Consider the following 16,112-nt stretch of genomic DNA (forward strand, 5'->3'; position numbering starts at 1 on the left):
AGCGCAGCACGTCTACCAATAATCAGCGCAAGATACGCGCAAAACCATTAGTGTATCGCGGCTTACCCTTTAGGCTGCTCTGTAGTCTATCAAAACAGTCGACTGATATCATTACCAATTGCTAACACCATGAAACCTGCCAGCAAGAGTAAGCCGATATTTAGCCCTGCCATTTGTATCCCTTCCGAGAGAGGCTTACCACGTATCAGCTCTATGAGATAATACACAATATGACCACCATCTAACACTGGAATCGGTAAAAGATTGAGTACGGCGAGGCTCAGGCTAATCAAAGCAGCGGTGGACAATACCATCTGCCAACTGATATCAAAGCTTTGTTTGGCGACTTTAGCAATCGTAATAGGCCCTGATAAATTGTCCAGACCAATCATACCTGAGAGCATTTTTCCCATTGAGCTGACCGTCATCACCGCCAACTGTTCTGTCTTTTCAAACGACTTAACCAATGACTCACCAGGACCATACACGACGGTGGCTTTATAAGCATCGGGAATGACAATCTCAGACTGCGCCACCATAGCACCAATCTGCCCAAAGTCATTACCTAGATTGTCTTTTTTACCTTGCGGCATAATCTGTAATTGAACAGATTTTCCATCACGCAAAACCATAAAATTAAGCAGCGTTTCAGGATTATCGCGGATAATACGGGTAGCACTAATCCAATCTTTGATTTCTGTATCATTGATAGCTGTGATGCGATCGCCGACTTTTAGCCCCTGCCGACTGGCAGCACCATCAGCACTCAGATCACCAACGATAGGTTCAATATCTGGCTGCCATGGTAGCATGCCAAAGCTCGTTAGCGCGTCTTTACCTTGCGATGTGCCTTGCATAAATGTTTTAACGGGTGCTTGATAAGTCTTCGTTGCATTGGAAGCCTGCGACTCTGATTGCAAGGTTATACTGACATTATCAGTCTCGCCCATCCGTCCAGCAAGACGATAATTAATCCCTTCCCACGTTTGCACCTCATGACCATCAATCGCAACGATTTTATCACCAACGGGCAGCTGTGCTATAGCCGCTGGTGTATCAGGTAATACTTGCCCAATCTTCGTCGCCAACTGCTCTGATGGTGTCATAAATAACACCCAAAACAACGCAATCGCGATAATAAAGTTCATGATAGGGCCAGCGGCAACGATGGCAATCTTTTTTAGCGGATGTTGACGATTAAAGGCCAAATGTAGCTCATCTTTGGCTACCTCGCCTTCACGCTCATCCAGCATCTTGACATAACCACCCAGCGGCAGCGCTGAGATACGATAATCAATGCCGCTCTTTTTGCTCGTCCAGCCAAAGAGTTTGGGACCAAAACCAATCGAATAGGTCAAAACTTTAACACCGCAGAGTCGCGCTACAATGTAGTGCCCCCATTCATGTAAGGCAATAAGCGGACCTAAGACAAATATTGCCGCAAGGAGCGTTAATAAAAACGTCATGATCTTTTCTCAGTATTTTCTCTTAGCATGTTCTATTAATATCACTTTTAAACCAAGAAACTCTTGCCATGATTATGCCAACTTTGCCACAAGCTTGTCAGTAAGATGGCGCGCTATCTTATCAATTGTTAATATATCTTCTATGTCAGCCGTGTCGTTTAATGGTGGTACCTGTATGTCATTTAAGGCTTGCTCATTAATATCAGCAATATCCGTCAAACGAATCTGACCGTTCAAAAATGCAGCAACGGCAATTTCATTAGCAGCGTTAAGCACAATCGTTGCCTGTGTGCCTGCTTGCATGGCTTGACGGGCAAGACGCAAACACGCAAACTTCTGCAAATCAGGCTGAATAAATTCTAGAGCACTTAGCGCAAACAAGTCTAAAGGCTGCGAGCCGCTTTCGATACGATCAGGGTAACTGAGCGCATGAGCAATCGGAGTTTTCATATCTGGGCTGCCGAGCTGCGCTAAAAAGCTGCCATCGCTATATTCTACCATTGAGTGGATGATACTTTGTGGATGAATGACCACATTTATCTTATCTTCAGGCAAGTCAAATAAATGACAAGCCTCAATCAACTCAAGTCCCTTGTTCATCATCGTTGCAGAATCGACCGATATCTTTTGCCCCATCGACCAGTTTGGGTGTTTAACGGCTTCAGCGACGCTCGCTTGCTGCATCTGAGCAAATGACTGCTGCAAAAATGGCCCACCAGATGCGGTTAACCATAGCTTACGGACACCATGGTTTGGCTGGTGAATTTGGGTGTTATCTCGTTGAATAGCGAGTGGCAGACACTGAAAAATTGCATTATGTTCAGAATCGAGCGGCAGCAAGGTGGCATTGTTTGTTTTAACGGCATTTATCATTACCTGCCCAGCCATTACCAACGCTTCTTTATTGGCCAATAAAATACGCTTACCTGCCCGTGCGGCTGCCAAAGTAGAAGGCAGACCAGCTGCGCCAACAATAGCAGCGACAACGGTATCAGTTTGCGTATCGGTAGCAATATCGACCAGCCCTGCTGCCCCGCCTACCACATCGATATCAAGACCTGCCGCGCTAAGACGCTCAGAAAAGTCGTCGACTGCGGCTGTCGGTACGCTGACGCGCTTGGGTAAAAACTGCTGGCAAAGCGCAAACAATTTGTCTAAGCGGTGGTAGCCTGATAGCGCATAGACTTGGTAATTGAGCGGTTGTGCCACCAAAATTGCTAGCGTGCTATCGCCAATCGAGCCTGTTGCGCCTAGTACGGCGATGCGTTGCGTCATAACCATCGGTGCCCAAAATATTGTTACTGTTAAAATTTAAATAAAAAATCAGGAGAGTTAATAAGGTATGAATAACAGCAAAGCATCGATGCTAGATTAAGGTCTGTTGAACATTCAAATATTAGGACTGCTGATCGCTGAAATCGCCCCAGACTAGGCGTAAACCGACGATAATGTCGAGACCTTAGTTAGGTTTACAACAACGTTTGGGGTGATTTTAGTATCAGCCTTTCAGGGCAGGGCTATTTTTTGCCAATACATGGCGAAATTGTCTAACCTAGAACGACTAGGCGTCAAAAATTTCACTGCGTATTGTCTAAAAAATAGCCACTGCCAGTACCACATTTGAATGTTCAACAGACCCTATATCGATGCTTTATTATAATAGATAAAACTAAGATGTTGGCAAAAACCAGTCGCCTAATCAGACTCAGCAAATCAATGAGCTTGCATCAGTCTCTTAAACGACGATGAGGCCCAGCTGCTGTATCGCCCAAAAGCCAAGCGCAAATATTGGCGTGGCAGACAATAGCGAATCAATACGGTCAAGTATCCCGCCATGCCCCGGTAAAATCGTTCCTGAGTCTTTTACATCAGCGCGGCGCTTGAGCATCGATTCAAACAAATCACCGAGTACAGAGGCAAGAATAGTGATGGCTGATAGCGACACAAATGCGATTAATGGTACACCAGTTAATTGTAGTTTGAAGACACTAATAGCAACCACAACTAGCAGACCAGTCACAAGACCGCCAGCCAACCCTTCCATGCTCTTGTTAGGTGAGACATTTGGCGCCATTTTGCGGCGACCGAGCTTGCGACCTACAAAATAAGCACCACTGTCCGCACACCAGACCAGTAAGAATACGTAGAGTAGCCACCATGCTGACAGCTGCCACAAATAAAACATCGCCGTAATCGATGCGGTCAATATAACTGCACCCATCAACGCTAGTTTCTTTCCGTACCAATTGGTGTGTGTCGGGAATACCCTGACCCAAGATAGCGCCATCAACCATATAGCGAGTGAAGCCACCCACCAAAATAGCCAAGTCACTTTGAACATCAGCGAAACTAAAGTCAGTACCAATACCAATACCACAAACACCGCAGGTTGGCGCCATTTTGGCATCAGCTTTGTCCATTCATGCGCCGCGATAATCACGCCAATGGCCAATAATGGGGCAAACAAGATAGGGGTTTGGCTCGCAAACATTGCAATACCAACGATAATAACGAGAACAATTGCCGTTTTAATTCGTTGCCACATACTTGTCGAACCTTATAATAATGAAAAATGTCTGGTCAAAAAGTGCCTTATATAAAAGTGCCTTATATAATAGCTAATCTACAATAGCCTACTAGTGGCGATTGAGACCAATTAAAGCGGTTTGTGACTGCACAAGCAAGTAATATTAATGGCTTGATAGATTTTTCGAACACGTACGTTTTAAAACAGTGACTGTATTTCGTCAATAAATGCCAGCGAATATGCTACAGATTTGATAATGAATCACGTCATCATGAACCACTCGATCCTGACTAAATCAGTGGCTTTAGCGCTGCTGCTCTGTCACTATCTGCTCGCTGGTTTTGCCAAAACGGCGTTGACGCTGTGCGAACTCTGTGACCATCGCTGCCAACTCATCGGCAGTAAAGTTCGGCCATAATGTCTGGGTAAAGAACAGCTCAGCATAAGCTGATTGCCACAATAAAAAGTTAGAAATTCGGTACTCGCCGCCCGTCCGCACCAACATATCAACTGCAGGCGCATCGGCTAATTGCACATAGTTACCAAGCATTTCTTTATCAATTTCTGCAGCGCGCAACTCACCGGATTCTACTTGCTGTGCCAGCTGTTTTGCGGCGTTGGCGATGTCCCACTGCCCCCCATAACTAATGGCAATCACCAATGTCATGGCTTCAAAATGAGCCGTTTCTGCTTCTGCATCTGCCATCAATGTCTGTAAATCATGACTAAGCTGGCTACGGTCACCGATGAAACGCAAGCGAATGCGGTACTCATTCATACGCGGCATCTGCTCATGAATGGTCGATGTTAGCAGCTGCATCAATAGCGCCACCTCGCTAGGGGGACGTTGCCAGTTTTCACTGGAAAAAGCAAATACTGTTAATACTTCGATACCCGCGTCGACACAATACTCCACGATAGGATCTAGCGCATCTTTACCTGCCACATGGCCTTGGCCTTTGCCGAGCGCATTGGCTGTACCATAGCGATTATTACCATCCATGATAATGGCGATATGACGAGGAATGAGTACAGGAGCCAAAACGGTGGGAATAGACATGGGCGATACGACTTATTGTTGAGGTAAAATAATGTATTGAGGTAAAACAATCATAACGCGCTCTATCGCATTAAAAAAGCGTCATGCTTAAGATTCACAAATTTATCATAAACCAGTCTAGAGCTAATGAGGATTGGAAAACCATTTTTGTAAACTGTTAAGGCCTATTTGCGAGCTATTAAAGAAACGTTATAAAACTCTGTGCTTATGTCATCACAATCCATATAGCAATAGACAGCCAATAGTGATTGACCATTAGCTGTCTATTATTATGATATTGTCTGCATTAAAAAACTTAATTTTTAAGCGCTTGATTTATTTTTTATTGATAAAAAACAAATCAAAGACAGTGCTTAAACGTCCATCAAATCGCTTTCTTTTTTGGTCAGACTTTTATCGATAGTTTCGATATATTTGTCAGTGATTTTTTGAATATCATCACTGGCGCGGCGCTCGTCATCTTCTGAGATTTCTTTTTCTTTGGCCAGCTCTTTGATGTCATTCATCATATCGCGGCGGATATTACGGATAGAGACTCGGCTGTTCTCTGCTTCTCCACGCGCAAGCTTTTGCATGTCGCGGCGCGTCTCTTCGGTCAATGCTGGCATCGGTACACGAATCACATCAGCGGTCATTGGGTTCAAACCCAGATCTGCTTCACGAATGGCTTTATCAATCGCTTGTACCATGGTACGGTCAAACGGTTGAACAAGTAACGTACGTGAGTCTTCAACGTTCACACTGGCTACCTGATTAAGTGCTGTATCAGAACCGTAGTAGCTGACCATCACACCTGACAACATACCTGGATGCGCACGACCCGTACGAACTTTACTAAAAGTGCTCTCAAGCGCTTCCAATGTCTTTTGCATACGTGCTTCGCCGTCTTGCTTAATCTCTTTGATCATCATGTATCCTTATTTATCGCTATCGACAAATCATTCATTGTTGTTAATTATTAAGGTATTAACTGTTAAACCAGTGAGCTATTTATTGCCATTGCTATGATAGTGCTAATGACCGCTGTATCAATATGAATTAATGAAAAACTCGTGTGCCTTCATTTTCGCCCATAATGACATTCAACAAAGCATTAGGTTTGGTCATATCGAACACTTGTAGCGGCACGTTGTGCTCACGGCATAAAGCAATCGCGGTCAAATCCATAACGCCAAGCTTTTGTTCTAATACTTCATCAAAAGTCAGACCGTCATATTTCACTGCGTCGTCATGTAAGCTTGGGTCTTTGTCATAAACCCCATCTACTTTGGTGGCTTTTAGAATCAAGCCCGCTTCGATTTCAATACCACGTAGACAAGCAGCCGTATCAGTGGTAAAGAAAGGATTGCCCGTACCTGCGACAAAGATACACACTTCGCCATTTTTTAGGTAGCGAATGGCGTTGCGACTGCTATAGCTTTCGGTCACTTCGCCAATAGGCAAAGCTGACATCAAACGCGTTTTGATATTGCGACGCTCAAGGGCATCACGCATCGCCAGACCGTTCATGACCGTCGCTAGCATACCCATCTGATCACCGGTGACGCGACCAACCAAGCCTTCTTTTTGTAACTGGGCACCGCGATATAAGTTACCACCGCCGACCACGATACCGACTTGTACCCCAAGCCCTCGCAAGTGCGCGATAGACAAGCTCATCTTATCGAGCACTTCGGTATCAATACCCATATCTTTGCTACCGGCTAAGGCTTCACCAGAGAGTTTCAGCAAGATACGAGAGTAACGCGGGTTTTTGTCAGACATGAGGTCACCTTATTTCGTTAAACTATAGTTTCGTTAATTATAATTAAAATCATCGGTAAAACACAAATACAGTTAACCTTTAAACTCGCTTATACCGCCATACTTGATGGCAGGCGTATAAAAAGGCTAAATTGCGCTAATTGTAGCAAAAACTGCCTACCATTGGGCAATTTTCACTCACATATTATCGTAGTCATTTAACCTTTATAGCGGTCATTTAAATAACAGTCATCTAACCTTGGTAACTGGCAAACAAATCGTATTCGCTAGCATCATCAATCGTGACCGTGAGGAATTGCCCGACTTTGACTTGCGCATTGATATCATCAACATAGACATGACCGTCAATCTCAGGGGCGTCAGCATAGCTGCGGCAAATCGCAATCCCTTCTTCACTATCAATCTCATCGACCAATACCGTCAAGGTTTTACCGATTTTTTCTTGCAGCTTCTGTGCTGAGATGTCTTGCTGTAGCGCCATGAAACGCTCATAGCGTTCTTGCTTGACGGCTTCAGGGACGTGATCTGGCAAATCATTAGCCACTGCGCCTTCGACTTCTGAATAAGTAAAGGCACCCACGCGATCAAGGCGAGCTTCGACCAACCAATCAAGCAAGCATTGGAAATCTTCTTCTGTTTCACCGGGGAAACCAACCACAAAGGTCGAACGAATGACGATGTCTGGACAAATCTCACGCCACGCTTTGATACGCGCCAAGGTGTTTTCGCTATGCGCTGGACGCTTCATTGCCTTTAGGATGCGATGGCTGGCATGCTGGAACGGAATATCAAGATAAGGCAATAATTTCTTCTCGCCCATCAACTCAACGACTTTGTCTACATGCGGATACGGATAGACATAATGCAGACGTACCCAAATACCCAAATCGTTCAATGCTTGGCATAAGTCATAAAACTTCGACTTGAGCGGCATGCCATTCCAAAAACTGGTTCTATACTTCAAATCCAGTCCATAAGCAGAGGTATCTTGCGAAATAATTAGCAGCTCTTTCACGCCAGCGTTTTTTAGCGCCATGGCTTCGTTCATGACATTATCAATCGGGCGCGAGACCAAATCTCCGCGCAAGCTTGGAATAATGCAGAAAGTACAACGATGGTTACAGCCTTCCGATATTTTTAGATAAGCATAATGGCTTGGGGTTAATTTGATACCCGCTTCATTGATTAAATTTATCTTTGGGTCATAGTTTGCGTCCAAACTGCGGTTCGGCTTGGGTACATGCTGCGCCACTGCCGTAATCACTTCGTCATACGCATGCGCACCGGTCACGGCTAGCACGGCTGGGTGCATGGCGCGGATTTTGTCCGCCTCTTTACCCAAGCAACCAGTGACGATCACTTTACCGTTTTTGCTAATGGCTTCACCAATGGCGTCCAATGATTCTTGCACCGCAGATTCGATAAAACCGCAGGTATTGACCACGACGAGATCGGCACCTTCGTAATCACTGGCAACTTGATACCCATCACGGCTCAATTCTGTAATAATACGCTCACTATCCACTAGTGCCTTTGGGCAACCTAGTGATACAAAACCAATCTTTGGCGCGGCACTAACAGGCATCGTGGCAGTCGCATTGGCTGTCGTAACCTCACTACTTTGCTCAATGCTACGGTTTTGATTGTGATTGGCTTTATGATGGTAAGGTTCACTACTATCCGTCGAGCTTTGCGCAGGCGTTGCTGTCGGCTTGGCAGGATTAAAGAGGGTGGCAGTGTCTTTTGGGGCAATAGACGCTGACGAGGATGTTACGATTGTCGTATTAATAGACTCGATAGAAGTTTTGGGCATGGCTGACCTTGCTAGAGATAAATTGGCTGAGCGCATTGTACGTTTTTTTTGTGATAATCACCAGTTTTGCCGCGCTAGTGTATTGATTTATGGTTAAATATTACGTTCAGTATTATTCTTTATTAGGCACTGACAATGACAGCTGATTTTACAACCGCCAAACCGACTCCTGACTTAGCCTTTATATCACAGCATTTATTCACCGCTATCTTGTGGGTCAATGACGAGCTAGTCATTACGTGGCTAAATGCCCAAGCTGAACAACTACTAGCCATCAGCAGTGAGCGCTTGCTCAATCAGTCAATATTGACCCTGCTCGCAACCGATGAATTAAAGCTCGATGAGCGCGCTGCTCTGACTCTGGATAACGACAACAATAACAACGAACATGACAAGCTAGATAATCACTGCGCCTTGACCGAGCGATTTCATCAAGCAAAGCAATATCAACAACCCTTTATCGATCATGATCACATCATCAAAACCCCACTCAATGGCAACTTACCGCTCTCAGTCGACTATAGCGTGACGCCTGTCATCTATGAGCAGCAACCTTACTTTATCATTGAGATGTGGGGTAAAGACCGCCAAAGCCGTATCTCAGAGGAGCAGCGTCAGCAGCAGCAATATAATGTTGCCCGTCATATGCTGCGTTCGGTTGCCCATGAAATCAAAAACCCATTGGCAGGTATTCGCGGCGCGGCACAATTATTACAGCGACAATTTATCAAATTCAGCGAGGCGACTGCGTTACATAACCCTCCGTCTCCTGCTATTAGCGATATAAATTCTGCTCCGAATAGCGATAAACAGTTGCAAAAAACAGCGCAGAAGCTCCGCAGCTATACTGATATCATTATCTCAGAGACCGATCGCTTAACCCATCTTATCGGACAGTTTCTTGGCTCCAATCAGCTACCAAACTGGCAAATGCTTAACATTCATGAGCCACTTGAGCATGTTTTAACCTTAGTGCTCAATCAGTACCCCCAAGTTATACTGCAACGTGATTATGATTTGTCGTTACCTGAGTTATGCGCTGATAAAGATCAATTGATTCAAGTGTTTTTAAACCTAATTAACAATGCCTGTGAATCAATGACTGAGTTTGAGCAGACACTTCAACAAAACGCGCCAGCCAAAGCTGATCAATTACCTTCAGATATTTTGCATAGTAATCTTGAGGTTGAGGAAAACTATCAACCAAAACTGCATATTCAAACGCGCGTTGCCTTCCAACATACGATTGGCAGCCAACAGCACAAACAAGCTTTGCAAGTTAGCATTACGGATAACGGCTCAGGGATAGATGCAGCGCTGATTGGGCAGATATTTTTCCCGATGGTGACCAGTCGTGCCGCTGGTACTGGTCTTGGCTTATCGATTGTGCAAGATATTATCAGCTGTCATCATGGTATGATTGACGTCAGCTCAAATCAAGCACAAAGTGCTAACCCAAATTCTAATCCCAGTTATAATTACAATAACAGTCAGACTCGTTTTACGCTGTACTTACCCTTTAAACAGCCCGCAACCGATGCGTAAAAATCATGGCTGAACCTATCAAACAACAACCCTGAATCACTTGCTCACTAGGCCTGATACATGACTGCATATAACGACAACCTTAAATCTAACAGCGACAATCAAGGCTCGAATGATAAAACATCTGGCAATCAAATATCTGATAGCCAAGCACTTAACAATCAAACACTTAACAATCAAGCTATGAAAGTAACGGTCAATAATGCGCCTGCTGACAACCCTGCGACCTTATGGCTCATCGATGACGATGCAGCGCTGCGCTTGGTGTTGGCGGATACTTTTGAAGATGCTGGGTTGACGGTCATCAGCTTTACCCAAGCACAAGCAGCATGGACACGCCTCAATGATATCTTGCAGCAGCGCGAGTCAGCCACGCAGCTACCGGATGTGATATTGACCGATATTCGGATGCCTATGATGGACGGCTTGTCTTTTAGCGACTGGGTGCATAAGCACTTCCCTGCGTTGCCGATTGTCATCATGACAGCGCATTCAGACTTGACCTCTGCCATCAATAGCTATCAGACAGGAGCATTTGAATATCTGCCGAAGCCGTTTGACTTAGATGATGCAGTCGCTACGATTTATAAAGCGATTAATTTTCAACCAGACATGGCGAAAATAGATCAACCAAATGAGTCGGATGCCAAAACAACTGCAAATAAATCGCCTGAGACAGATACGAAGTCCACTAGTAAAAATACAGCCACTCATAACACTAAGACAGCCACCAAAGCCCATAAGACGACTAAAAACAAAGCTGAGATCAAAAATGATTCACAAGCCAATGACAACCCCAGCGGCATCATTGGTCAGTCACAAGCGATGCAAACAGTGTTTCGTGCGATTGGGCGATTGGCGCACTCACCCATTACCGTTTTGATTACCGGTGAATCAGGCACAGGGAAAGAGCTGGTCGCCAGTGCCCTACATCAGCATTCACCGCGTCACCAGCAATCATTCATTGCCCTCAATATGGCCGCGATTCCGCACGATTTGATTGAATCGGAGTTATTCGGTCACGAAAAAGGTGCATTCACTGGCGCAACGACGACACGGCAAGGTCGTTTTGAGCAAGCTGATGGCGGTACGTTATTTTTGGATGAAATCGGTGACATGCCATTTAGCACCCAAACGCGGCTGCTACGGGTATTGGCAAACGGTGAATTCTTCCGTGTGGGCGGACAGCAACCGGTCAAAGTGGACGTGCGCATCATTGCTGCCACCCATCAAAACTTGGAAGAACTGGTCAAACTAGGTCGGTTCCGTGAGGATTTATTTTATCGTCTCAATGTCATTCGCCTACCGCTGCCACCACTACGGACGCGCCGCGAAGATATTCCTGCTTTAACCAGTTATTTTATGCAACGAGCTGCTAAGCAAATGAACACCGCCTTAAAACAGCTACAGCCTGCGGCGCTACAGATTATGCAAGCCTTTGACTGGCGCGGTAATGTGCGTCAACTTGAGAACGTCTGTCTATGGCTAACGGTCATGGCAACCGGAGATATAGTCATGGTTGATGACTTGCCGCCAGAGCTGCTTGAAGCGATGCCAGCAAACACAGAGTTGCAGCCACAACAAACGTCATCCTCGTCTGAATTTGATCAGTACAACCAGCAGCACAACGGTGATAGCTCACATAGCCCCAATATAGATAGCAATAATTTAAACAGCAACAATCTAAATAGCAGTAATCTAAATAGTCAAAATAATCAAACTCAAAATATCGCTAAAAATCCAAGTTGGCAGCAGGCACTGGCAGAGTGGGCCAAACAAGCGCTACAAACAGGCGAAACTGACATCTTACAAACGGCAACGCCTGAGTTCGAACGAGTGTTACTTACAGCGGCACTCAATCATAGCGGTGGCAAAAAGATAGCGGCTGCCAACTTACTCGGCTGGGGACGTAATACGCTCACCCGTAAATTACAGCAGTTAGATATGTCAGCAGCAGAAACGCAGACCAAAGAGTGATAAAAGCACAAAATAATTGAATTAATAATTCCAGTAAAATCAGTTATTTATCACGATGAGCAAAAATAATCGTTAAATAATTAAAAATAATTGCAAAAAGGGCTTGTCAAACCATTCAAACTCTATATAATAGCCAACCACTGAGACGCACTACCGAATCAGTTAACTATCTATGTTGTGTTTGAGTTTAAACGCTAATAATGATAGAGTAACGAAAATGGGGCTGTGGCGGAATTGGTAGACGCACCAGATTTAGGTTCTGGCGCCGCAAGGTGTGAGAGTTCGAGTCTCTCCAGCCCCACCATTTTCGGATAGTACATCTTAGACCAAATATCAAAACCTGCTTTTTAGCAGGTTTTTTTGTGTCTGGAATTTGGCTATCTATTATCACAAACGCTCTAAACCCTCCAACACCTCTTCCATACTCCGATACCGTCTCTCTACCCGCTTCGCCAATGCCTTATCGACCATACATTGGTAACGACTATATTCTGATGACAGCTTTGGAATAGGCTGTTGGCAATGCTGAATCGCCCACGCTTTTAATTTATCATTGCTGTTAGCACTTACCTGAAACGGTCGCACGCCCATTAATATCTCAACCATCATTATGCCAAATGCATAGACATCACTTTTCACCGTTGCACCCTGACCTTGCCAGCGCTCAGGTGCGAGATAGGAAGGTGTACCAGCAGGATTTTCCACACTTATTGCGTTGCAGCGCTGCGCTAAGGCAAAATCGGTCAACAGTAAATCAGGCATTACACTGCTATTATCCGCACTATTTGGCAACAAACCATCTAGCAAAATATTGCTGGGCTTAATATCATTATGTAGCCAGCTAGCCTGATGCAAATTGGCTATCAAGTATGCGGATTGCACTAAGAAATGATGCTTTTGTTGCACCGTCAATGAATACTGATTTCGATCACTCAACTGTCCTGCCAAGCTACCATTAGAGTAATAAGGCATGACTAATATTACCAGCTGTTGTAACTGCTCCAGTACTTGAACGCTTACGCAATGATGCGCCAATAGCGGCGGTGCGATTGCGATAGCATTATCTTTGATTTTCAATGAAGTATTTACAGCAGCTAAAACGTCTGCTTCATGAGTTAAATCGAAAGCGATAGGATAAGCGGCATCACTCAACTGCCATTTAATCATTACGCTACCAAATTGCGGATGCTGGGCGCGGGTTAAGCCTTGATAATAAGTATTTTCAATATTTTGCGTATGCTCATGATTTTGCTGAGTAATACGCTGGTGAACGACTTCGCTAAAATGCAGTGTGGTCAGTGATTGCGTAATAATGGGTAATAGCTGCTGAGATTGCGCCTGTAACGCTTGCTTAATAGAAAGATTACTGGCACTATTTTCCATGGTGTTTTTCTCATAATAGGGTGAGATTACTGCCTGCCTGTTCGTATCATTTCCAAAAATAATAGTAGCGCGAATAATTTTTACCAGTACTACGCTCAGTAGGTGCCAAAAGTTTAGCCACGTTAATGATATTTTTGGGTATGGTATTAAAGACAACCTTAAATACTTGAGCCACTATGTCACAACCAATCATCCCAACCACGCCCTCTAATCAGCCTACTTATGCCCTACCTCAACCGTTGTTAGATTTGCTCAGTCAGTACTTGCAAGAGCAGGTGACACCGACGATTGAAATCGATCCACGCCAGCTTGCTTATCGCTGGGTTGGTGGACGCACTGGTAATTTAGAGCCTTTGTCGGTCAATCTGTTTTTGAGCTTAGATGACTTGCATGGTATCGATACGCAAAAGTCTAAACTGGTACAAAACACGCGCCAGTTCCTAAAAGGCTACCCTGCCAATCACGTGCTGATGACGGGTACACGCGGTGCCGGTAAATCATCATTGATTCGCGCCTTGCTACAAGCCCATCATAGTGAAGGCTTGCGTATTATTGAAGTTGCTCGCGATGATCTGCAAATATTAGATAAGATTCGCGCTGCCATTAATGCCCTACCAGCAGATTGTAATTGCCGCTACATCGTATACTGTGATGATCTCGCGTTTGACGGTCAAGATGAAAGCTATCGTACGCTAAAGAGCGTGCTTGATGGCTCGCTAGACTCTGAGCAAGACAAACTACTGGTCTATGCCACCAGTAATCGCCGTCGCCTGCTACCGCAAATGATGAAAGACAATGTCAATATCTACAATGGTCAGACGGATGAAGTCAATCCTTATGAGGCTATTGATGAGACCGTGTCATTGTCAGATAGATTCGGTTTATCACTCACTTTCCATCCTATGGATCAGCAGACTTATCTGCATATCGTTCAGCATTATCTGAATTTAGAGCAGCAGAAAATCTCAGCTGATATGGATAGCGATGCTAAGAATGTTTTGGAAAGTCAGACCATGCCTGACAAGATCAAAAAGGACGCGCTACGTTGGGCCTCTGAACGTGGTGGTCGCTCAGGACGAGTTGCTTACCAGTTCAGTCGATACTGGAGCGGTATAACGCAATTGGAAATTGCAGACGGTAAGCGCTAAGCCATATCTAATCACTGCGTGCAGAGCCTAGATACTGCACGCGATCCTCCTCTTGACTGCCCTCTTGATTACCTGCCAAGTCAACTGCACCATCGACCATATATTGGTCAAAATCTGCGGCCAACCAGAGATTACCTTGATATACACTTTGCGCGTCTAAGCGAATATGCCCCATGTTTGCCGTACTGCTATCTGGGTTATCAAAGCTTTGATAACGCGCGCTAAAATGGGTCAAAATCAAATTCTTAAGCCCGATATCTTGAGCAAATTTGCCCACCAATTGCGCACTACTATGCATGGGGTCAAAGTCTGGATTTTTGGCTTGAATCTTAGTCAACACCTCATGCGTATATGTCGCTTCATGCACCAGCAAATCAGTATCGACCAACGCAGAGGTGAGACAAGCTGGCGTATCGTTATCTCCCGCTACCACTATCCGTGTGCGCTTAGCGTCATTATTGACATAATATGCTGAGCGCAGCTCACGACCATCTTCGGTCATGACATCTGTACCTTGCTGCAGTTTGCCCCACAGTGCACTTGCTGGAATGCCGTCTGCGGTCAACTTATCCGTATTAAGCGTGCGCTGACTGATAGTCTGAGTGATACCAAAACCATGAGAGGCGACGCGATGTGATAGCAGTGTGATATCAATATCAAGCTGATGCTGGCTGTCTAAACTGATACTTACCTGACTGTTACTCCCACTATCTGGAGACAATAACTCTTCAATCGCCATAAAATTGATGGCAAAGGGCAAATACAACTCTGTGGGGACGGTAATAGCTTCAAGCAATGTAGCGATGGCTTTCGGTGCAATGAGGGTCAGCGGTTCGCGGCGTCCAGACATAGCCGCACTCGCCAGCAATCCTGGCAAACCATAGCAATGATCGCCATGCACATGGGTAATACAAATGGCAGTTAATTGATGTAAGGAGAGCTTGGTGTGCAGCAATTGCTGCTGCGTACCTTCACCGCAATCAATCAATAGCCACGGACGCGATTTTTTAGGCTGCTGACTAGCGCCCGATGAATAAGGATTCAAGCATTCGATCGCTAAGGCAGTGACATTGCGCTGTTTGGTTGGCACCCCTGCTGAAGTACCTAAAAAGGTCAGTTTGAGCATGATTTAGCACTCATAATACAAAATTATTAATGAATAATACGGCTTATGATAGTTGGCATATCATGGTTCGGTCGCCTGCTACCATCTGCCCACCATTGGCAGTACACTCATTGACCATATTGGACTCATAAGACTTCCAACCACCATAAAAGCTCGCTACACATAGCAGCACGACCAGCAGTTTTTGTGACCACGCTTTGATAGACACCTGCTGGCTATTGATTTCTTGACGAGCAAGCGATGGGTTAGTATTGACATCGGTATCGATGCTTTTGTTTTCAGATTTATTCAGATCAGACATTA

Annotated in this window: 13 protein-coding genes and 1 tRNA gene; 4 read left to right on the forward strand and 10 right to left on the reverse strand. The window is 45.0% G+C overall.

Annotated features, from left to right (window positions below; all coding sequences use genetic code 11):
• Positions 1-89 precede the first annotated feature (89 nt).
• The 7 genes from rseP to rimO form a co-directional block, all read right to left on the reverse strand.
• Positions 90-1,466, reverse strand: coding sequence for an RIP metalloprotease RseP (gene rseP / locus IOD06_RS03075; RefSeq protein ID WP_194619049.1), 1,377 nt, complete (start codon positions 1,464-1,466; stop codon positions 90-92).
• A 72-nt stretch (positions 1,467-1,538) separates the two neighbouring features.
• Complete coding sequence (ispC, locus tag IOD06_RS03080) at positions 1,539-2,747, reverse strand: 1-deoxy-D-xylulose-5-phosphate reductoisomerase (RefSeq protein ID WP_194619051.1); 1,209 nt, start codon at positions 2,745-2,747, stop codon at positions 1,539-1,541.
• 454 nt (positions 2,748-3,201) lie between these two features.
• Positions 3,202-4,011 (reverse strand): phosphatidate cytidylyltransferase, encoded by an 810-nt coding sequence (locus IOD06_RS03085; protein ID WP_010200237.1) that lies wholly within the window; start codon positions 4,009-4,011, stop codon positions 3,202-3,204.
• A 286-nt stretch (positions 4,012-4,297) separates the two neighbouring features.
• On the reverse strand, positions 4,298-5,053 hold the full coding sequence (uppS, locus tag IOD06_RS03090) for a polyprenyl diphosphate synthase (protein ID WP_194619053.1): 756 nt from the start codon (positions 5,051-5,053) through the stop codon (positions 4,298-4,300).
• A 353-nt stretch (positions 5,054-5,406) separates the two neighbouring features.
• Positions 5,407-5,961, reverse strand: coding sequence for a ribosome recycling factor (gene frr / locus IOD06_RS03095; RefSeq protein WP_010200239.1), 555 nt, complete (start codon positions 5,959-5,961; stop codon positions 5,407-5,409).
• Between the two features lie 130 nt (positions 5,962-6,091).
• On the reverse strand, positions 6,092-6,817 hold the full coding sequence (gene pyrH / locus IOD06_RS03100) for a UMP kinase (protein ID WP_010200240.1): 726 nt from the start codon (positions 6,815-6,817) through the stop codon (positions 6,092-6,094).
• Positions 6,818-7,049: 232 nt separating this feature from the next.
• A complete protein-coding gene (gene rimO / locus IOD06_RS03105) occupies positions 7,050-8,630 on the reverse strand; it encodes a 30S ribosomal protein S12 methylthiotransferase RimO (protein WP_194619055.1) in 1,581 nt (526 codons plus the stop codon).
• A 135-nt stretch (positions 8,631-8,765) separates the two neighbouring features.
• Between rimO and IOD06_RS03110 the strand changes: the two genes are divergently transcribed.
• The 3 genes from IOD06_RS03110 to IOD06_RS03120 all read left to right on the forward strand — a co-directional run bounded on the left by IOD06_RS03110 (position 8,766) and on the right by IOD06_RS03120 (position 12,456).
• Positions 8,766-10,175: a nitrogen regulation protein NR(II) gene (locus IOD06_RS03110; protein ID WP_194619057.1), complete on the forward strand. Its 1,410-nt coding sequence runs from the start codon at positions 8,766-8,768 to the stop codon at positions 10,173-10,175.
• Positions 10,176-10,358: 183 nt separating this feature from the next.
• A complete protein-coding gene (locus IOD06_RS03115) occupies positions 10,359-12,152 on the forward strand; it encodes a sigma 54-interacting transcriptional regulator (protein WP_194619636.1) in 1,794 nt (597 codons plus the stop codon).
• Positions 12,153-12,371: 219 nt separating this feature from the next.
• Positions 12,372-12,456, forward strand: a tRNA-Leu gene (locus IOD06_RS03120).
• Positions 12,457-12,539: 83 nt separating this feature from the next.
• On the opposite strand, the gene IOD06_RS03125 is transcribed toward IOD06_RS03120, so the two are convergent.
• Positions 12,540-13,535, reverse strand: coding sequence for a protein kinase (locus IOD06_RS03125; protein ID WP_194619059.1), 996 nt, complete (start codon positions 13,533-13,535; stop codon positions 12,540-12,542).
• 176 nt (positions 13,536-13,711) lie between these two features.
• On the opposite strand from IOD06_RS03125, the gene IOD06_RS03130 reads away from it, so the two are divergent.
• On the forward strand, positions 13,712-14,683 hold the full coding sequence (locus IOD06_RS03130; protein WP_194619061.1) for an ATP-binding protein: 972 nt from the start codon (positions 13,712-13,714) through the stop codon (positions 14,681-14,683).
• Positions 14,684-14,690: 7 nt separating this feature from the next.
• Here IOD06_RS03130 and IOD06_RS03135 read toward each other — a convergent pair whose 3' ends face one another.
• Both IOD06_RS03135 and IOD06_RS03140 read right to left on the reverse strand, forming a co-directional pair.
• Entirely contained in the window at positions 14,691-15,809 is a 1,119-nt protein-coding gene (locus IOD06_RS03135; protein ID WP_194619064.1) for a ribonuclease Z, read from the reverse strand.
• 43 nt (positions 15,810-15,852) lie between these two features.
• Complete coding sequence (locus IOD06_RS03140) at positions 15,853-16,110, reverse strand: hypothetical protein (protein WP_194619065.1); 258 nt, start codon at positions 16,108-16,110, stop codon at positions 15,853-15,855.
• Positions 16,111-16,112 lie beyond the last annotated feature (2 nt).

Source organism: Psychrobacter sp. N25K4-3-2 (assembly GCF_015351755.1).
GTDB classification, from domain to species: domain Bacteria; phylum Pseudomonadota; class Gammaproteobacteria; order Pseudomonadales; family Moraxellaceae; genus Psychrobacter; species Psychrobacter glaciei.

Excerpts from the sequence above, each read along its gene's own strand:
- rimO (WP_194619055.1), bottom strand. The coding sequence starts at position 8,630 with ATGCCCAAAACTTCTATCGAGTCTATTAATACGACAATCGTAACATCC.
- IOD06_RS03115 (WP_194619636.1), top strand. The coding sequence starts at position 10,359 with ATGAAAGTAACGGTCAATAATGCGCCTGCTGACAACCCTGCGACCTTA.
- rseP (WP_194619049.1), bottom strand. The coding sequence starts at position 1,466 with ATGACGTTTTTATTAACGCTCCTTGCGGCAATATTTGTCTTAGGTCCG.
- frr (WP_010200239.1), bottom strand. The coding sequence starts at position 5,961 with ATGATCAAAGAGATTAAGCAAGACGGCGAAGCACGTATGCAAAAGACA.
- IOD06_RS03140 (WP_194619065.1), bottom strand. The coding sequence starts at position 16,110 with ATGTCTGATCTGAATAAATCTGAAAACAAAAGCATCGATACCGATGTC.
- uppS (WP_194619053.1), bottom strand. The coding sequence starts at position 5,053 with ATGTCTATTCCCACCGTTTTGGCTCCTGTACTCATTCCTCGTCATATC.
- IOD06_RS03135 (WP_194619064.1), bottom strand. The coding sequence starts at position 15,809 with ATGCTCAAACTGACCTTTTTAGGTACTTCAGCAGGGGTGCCAACCAAA.
- IOD06_RS03085 (WP_010200237.1), bottom strand. The coding sequence starts at position 4,011 with ATGTGGCAACGAATTAAAACGGCAATTGTTCTCGTTATTATCGTTGGT.
- IOD06_RS03130 (WP_194619061.1), top strand. The coding sequence starts at position 13,712 with ATGTCACAACCAATCATCCCAACCACGCCCTCTAATCAGCCTACTTAT.
- IOD06_RS03125 (WP_194619059.1), bottom strand. The coding sequence starts at position 13,535 with ATGGAAAATAGTGCCAGTAATCTTTCTATTAAGCAAGCGTTACAGGCG.
- pyrH (WP_010200240.1), bottom strand. The coding sequence starts at position 6,817 with ATGTCTGACAAAAACCCGCGTTACTCTCGTATCTTGCTGAAACTCTCT.
- IOD06_RS03110 (WP_194619057.1), top strand. The coding sequence starts at position 8,766 with ATGACAGCTGATTTTACAACCGCCAAACCGACTCCTGACTTAGCCTTT.
- ispC (WP_194619051.1), bottom strand. The coding sequence starts at position 2,747 with ATGGTTATGACGCAACGCATCGCCGTACTAGGCGCAACAGGCTCGATT.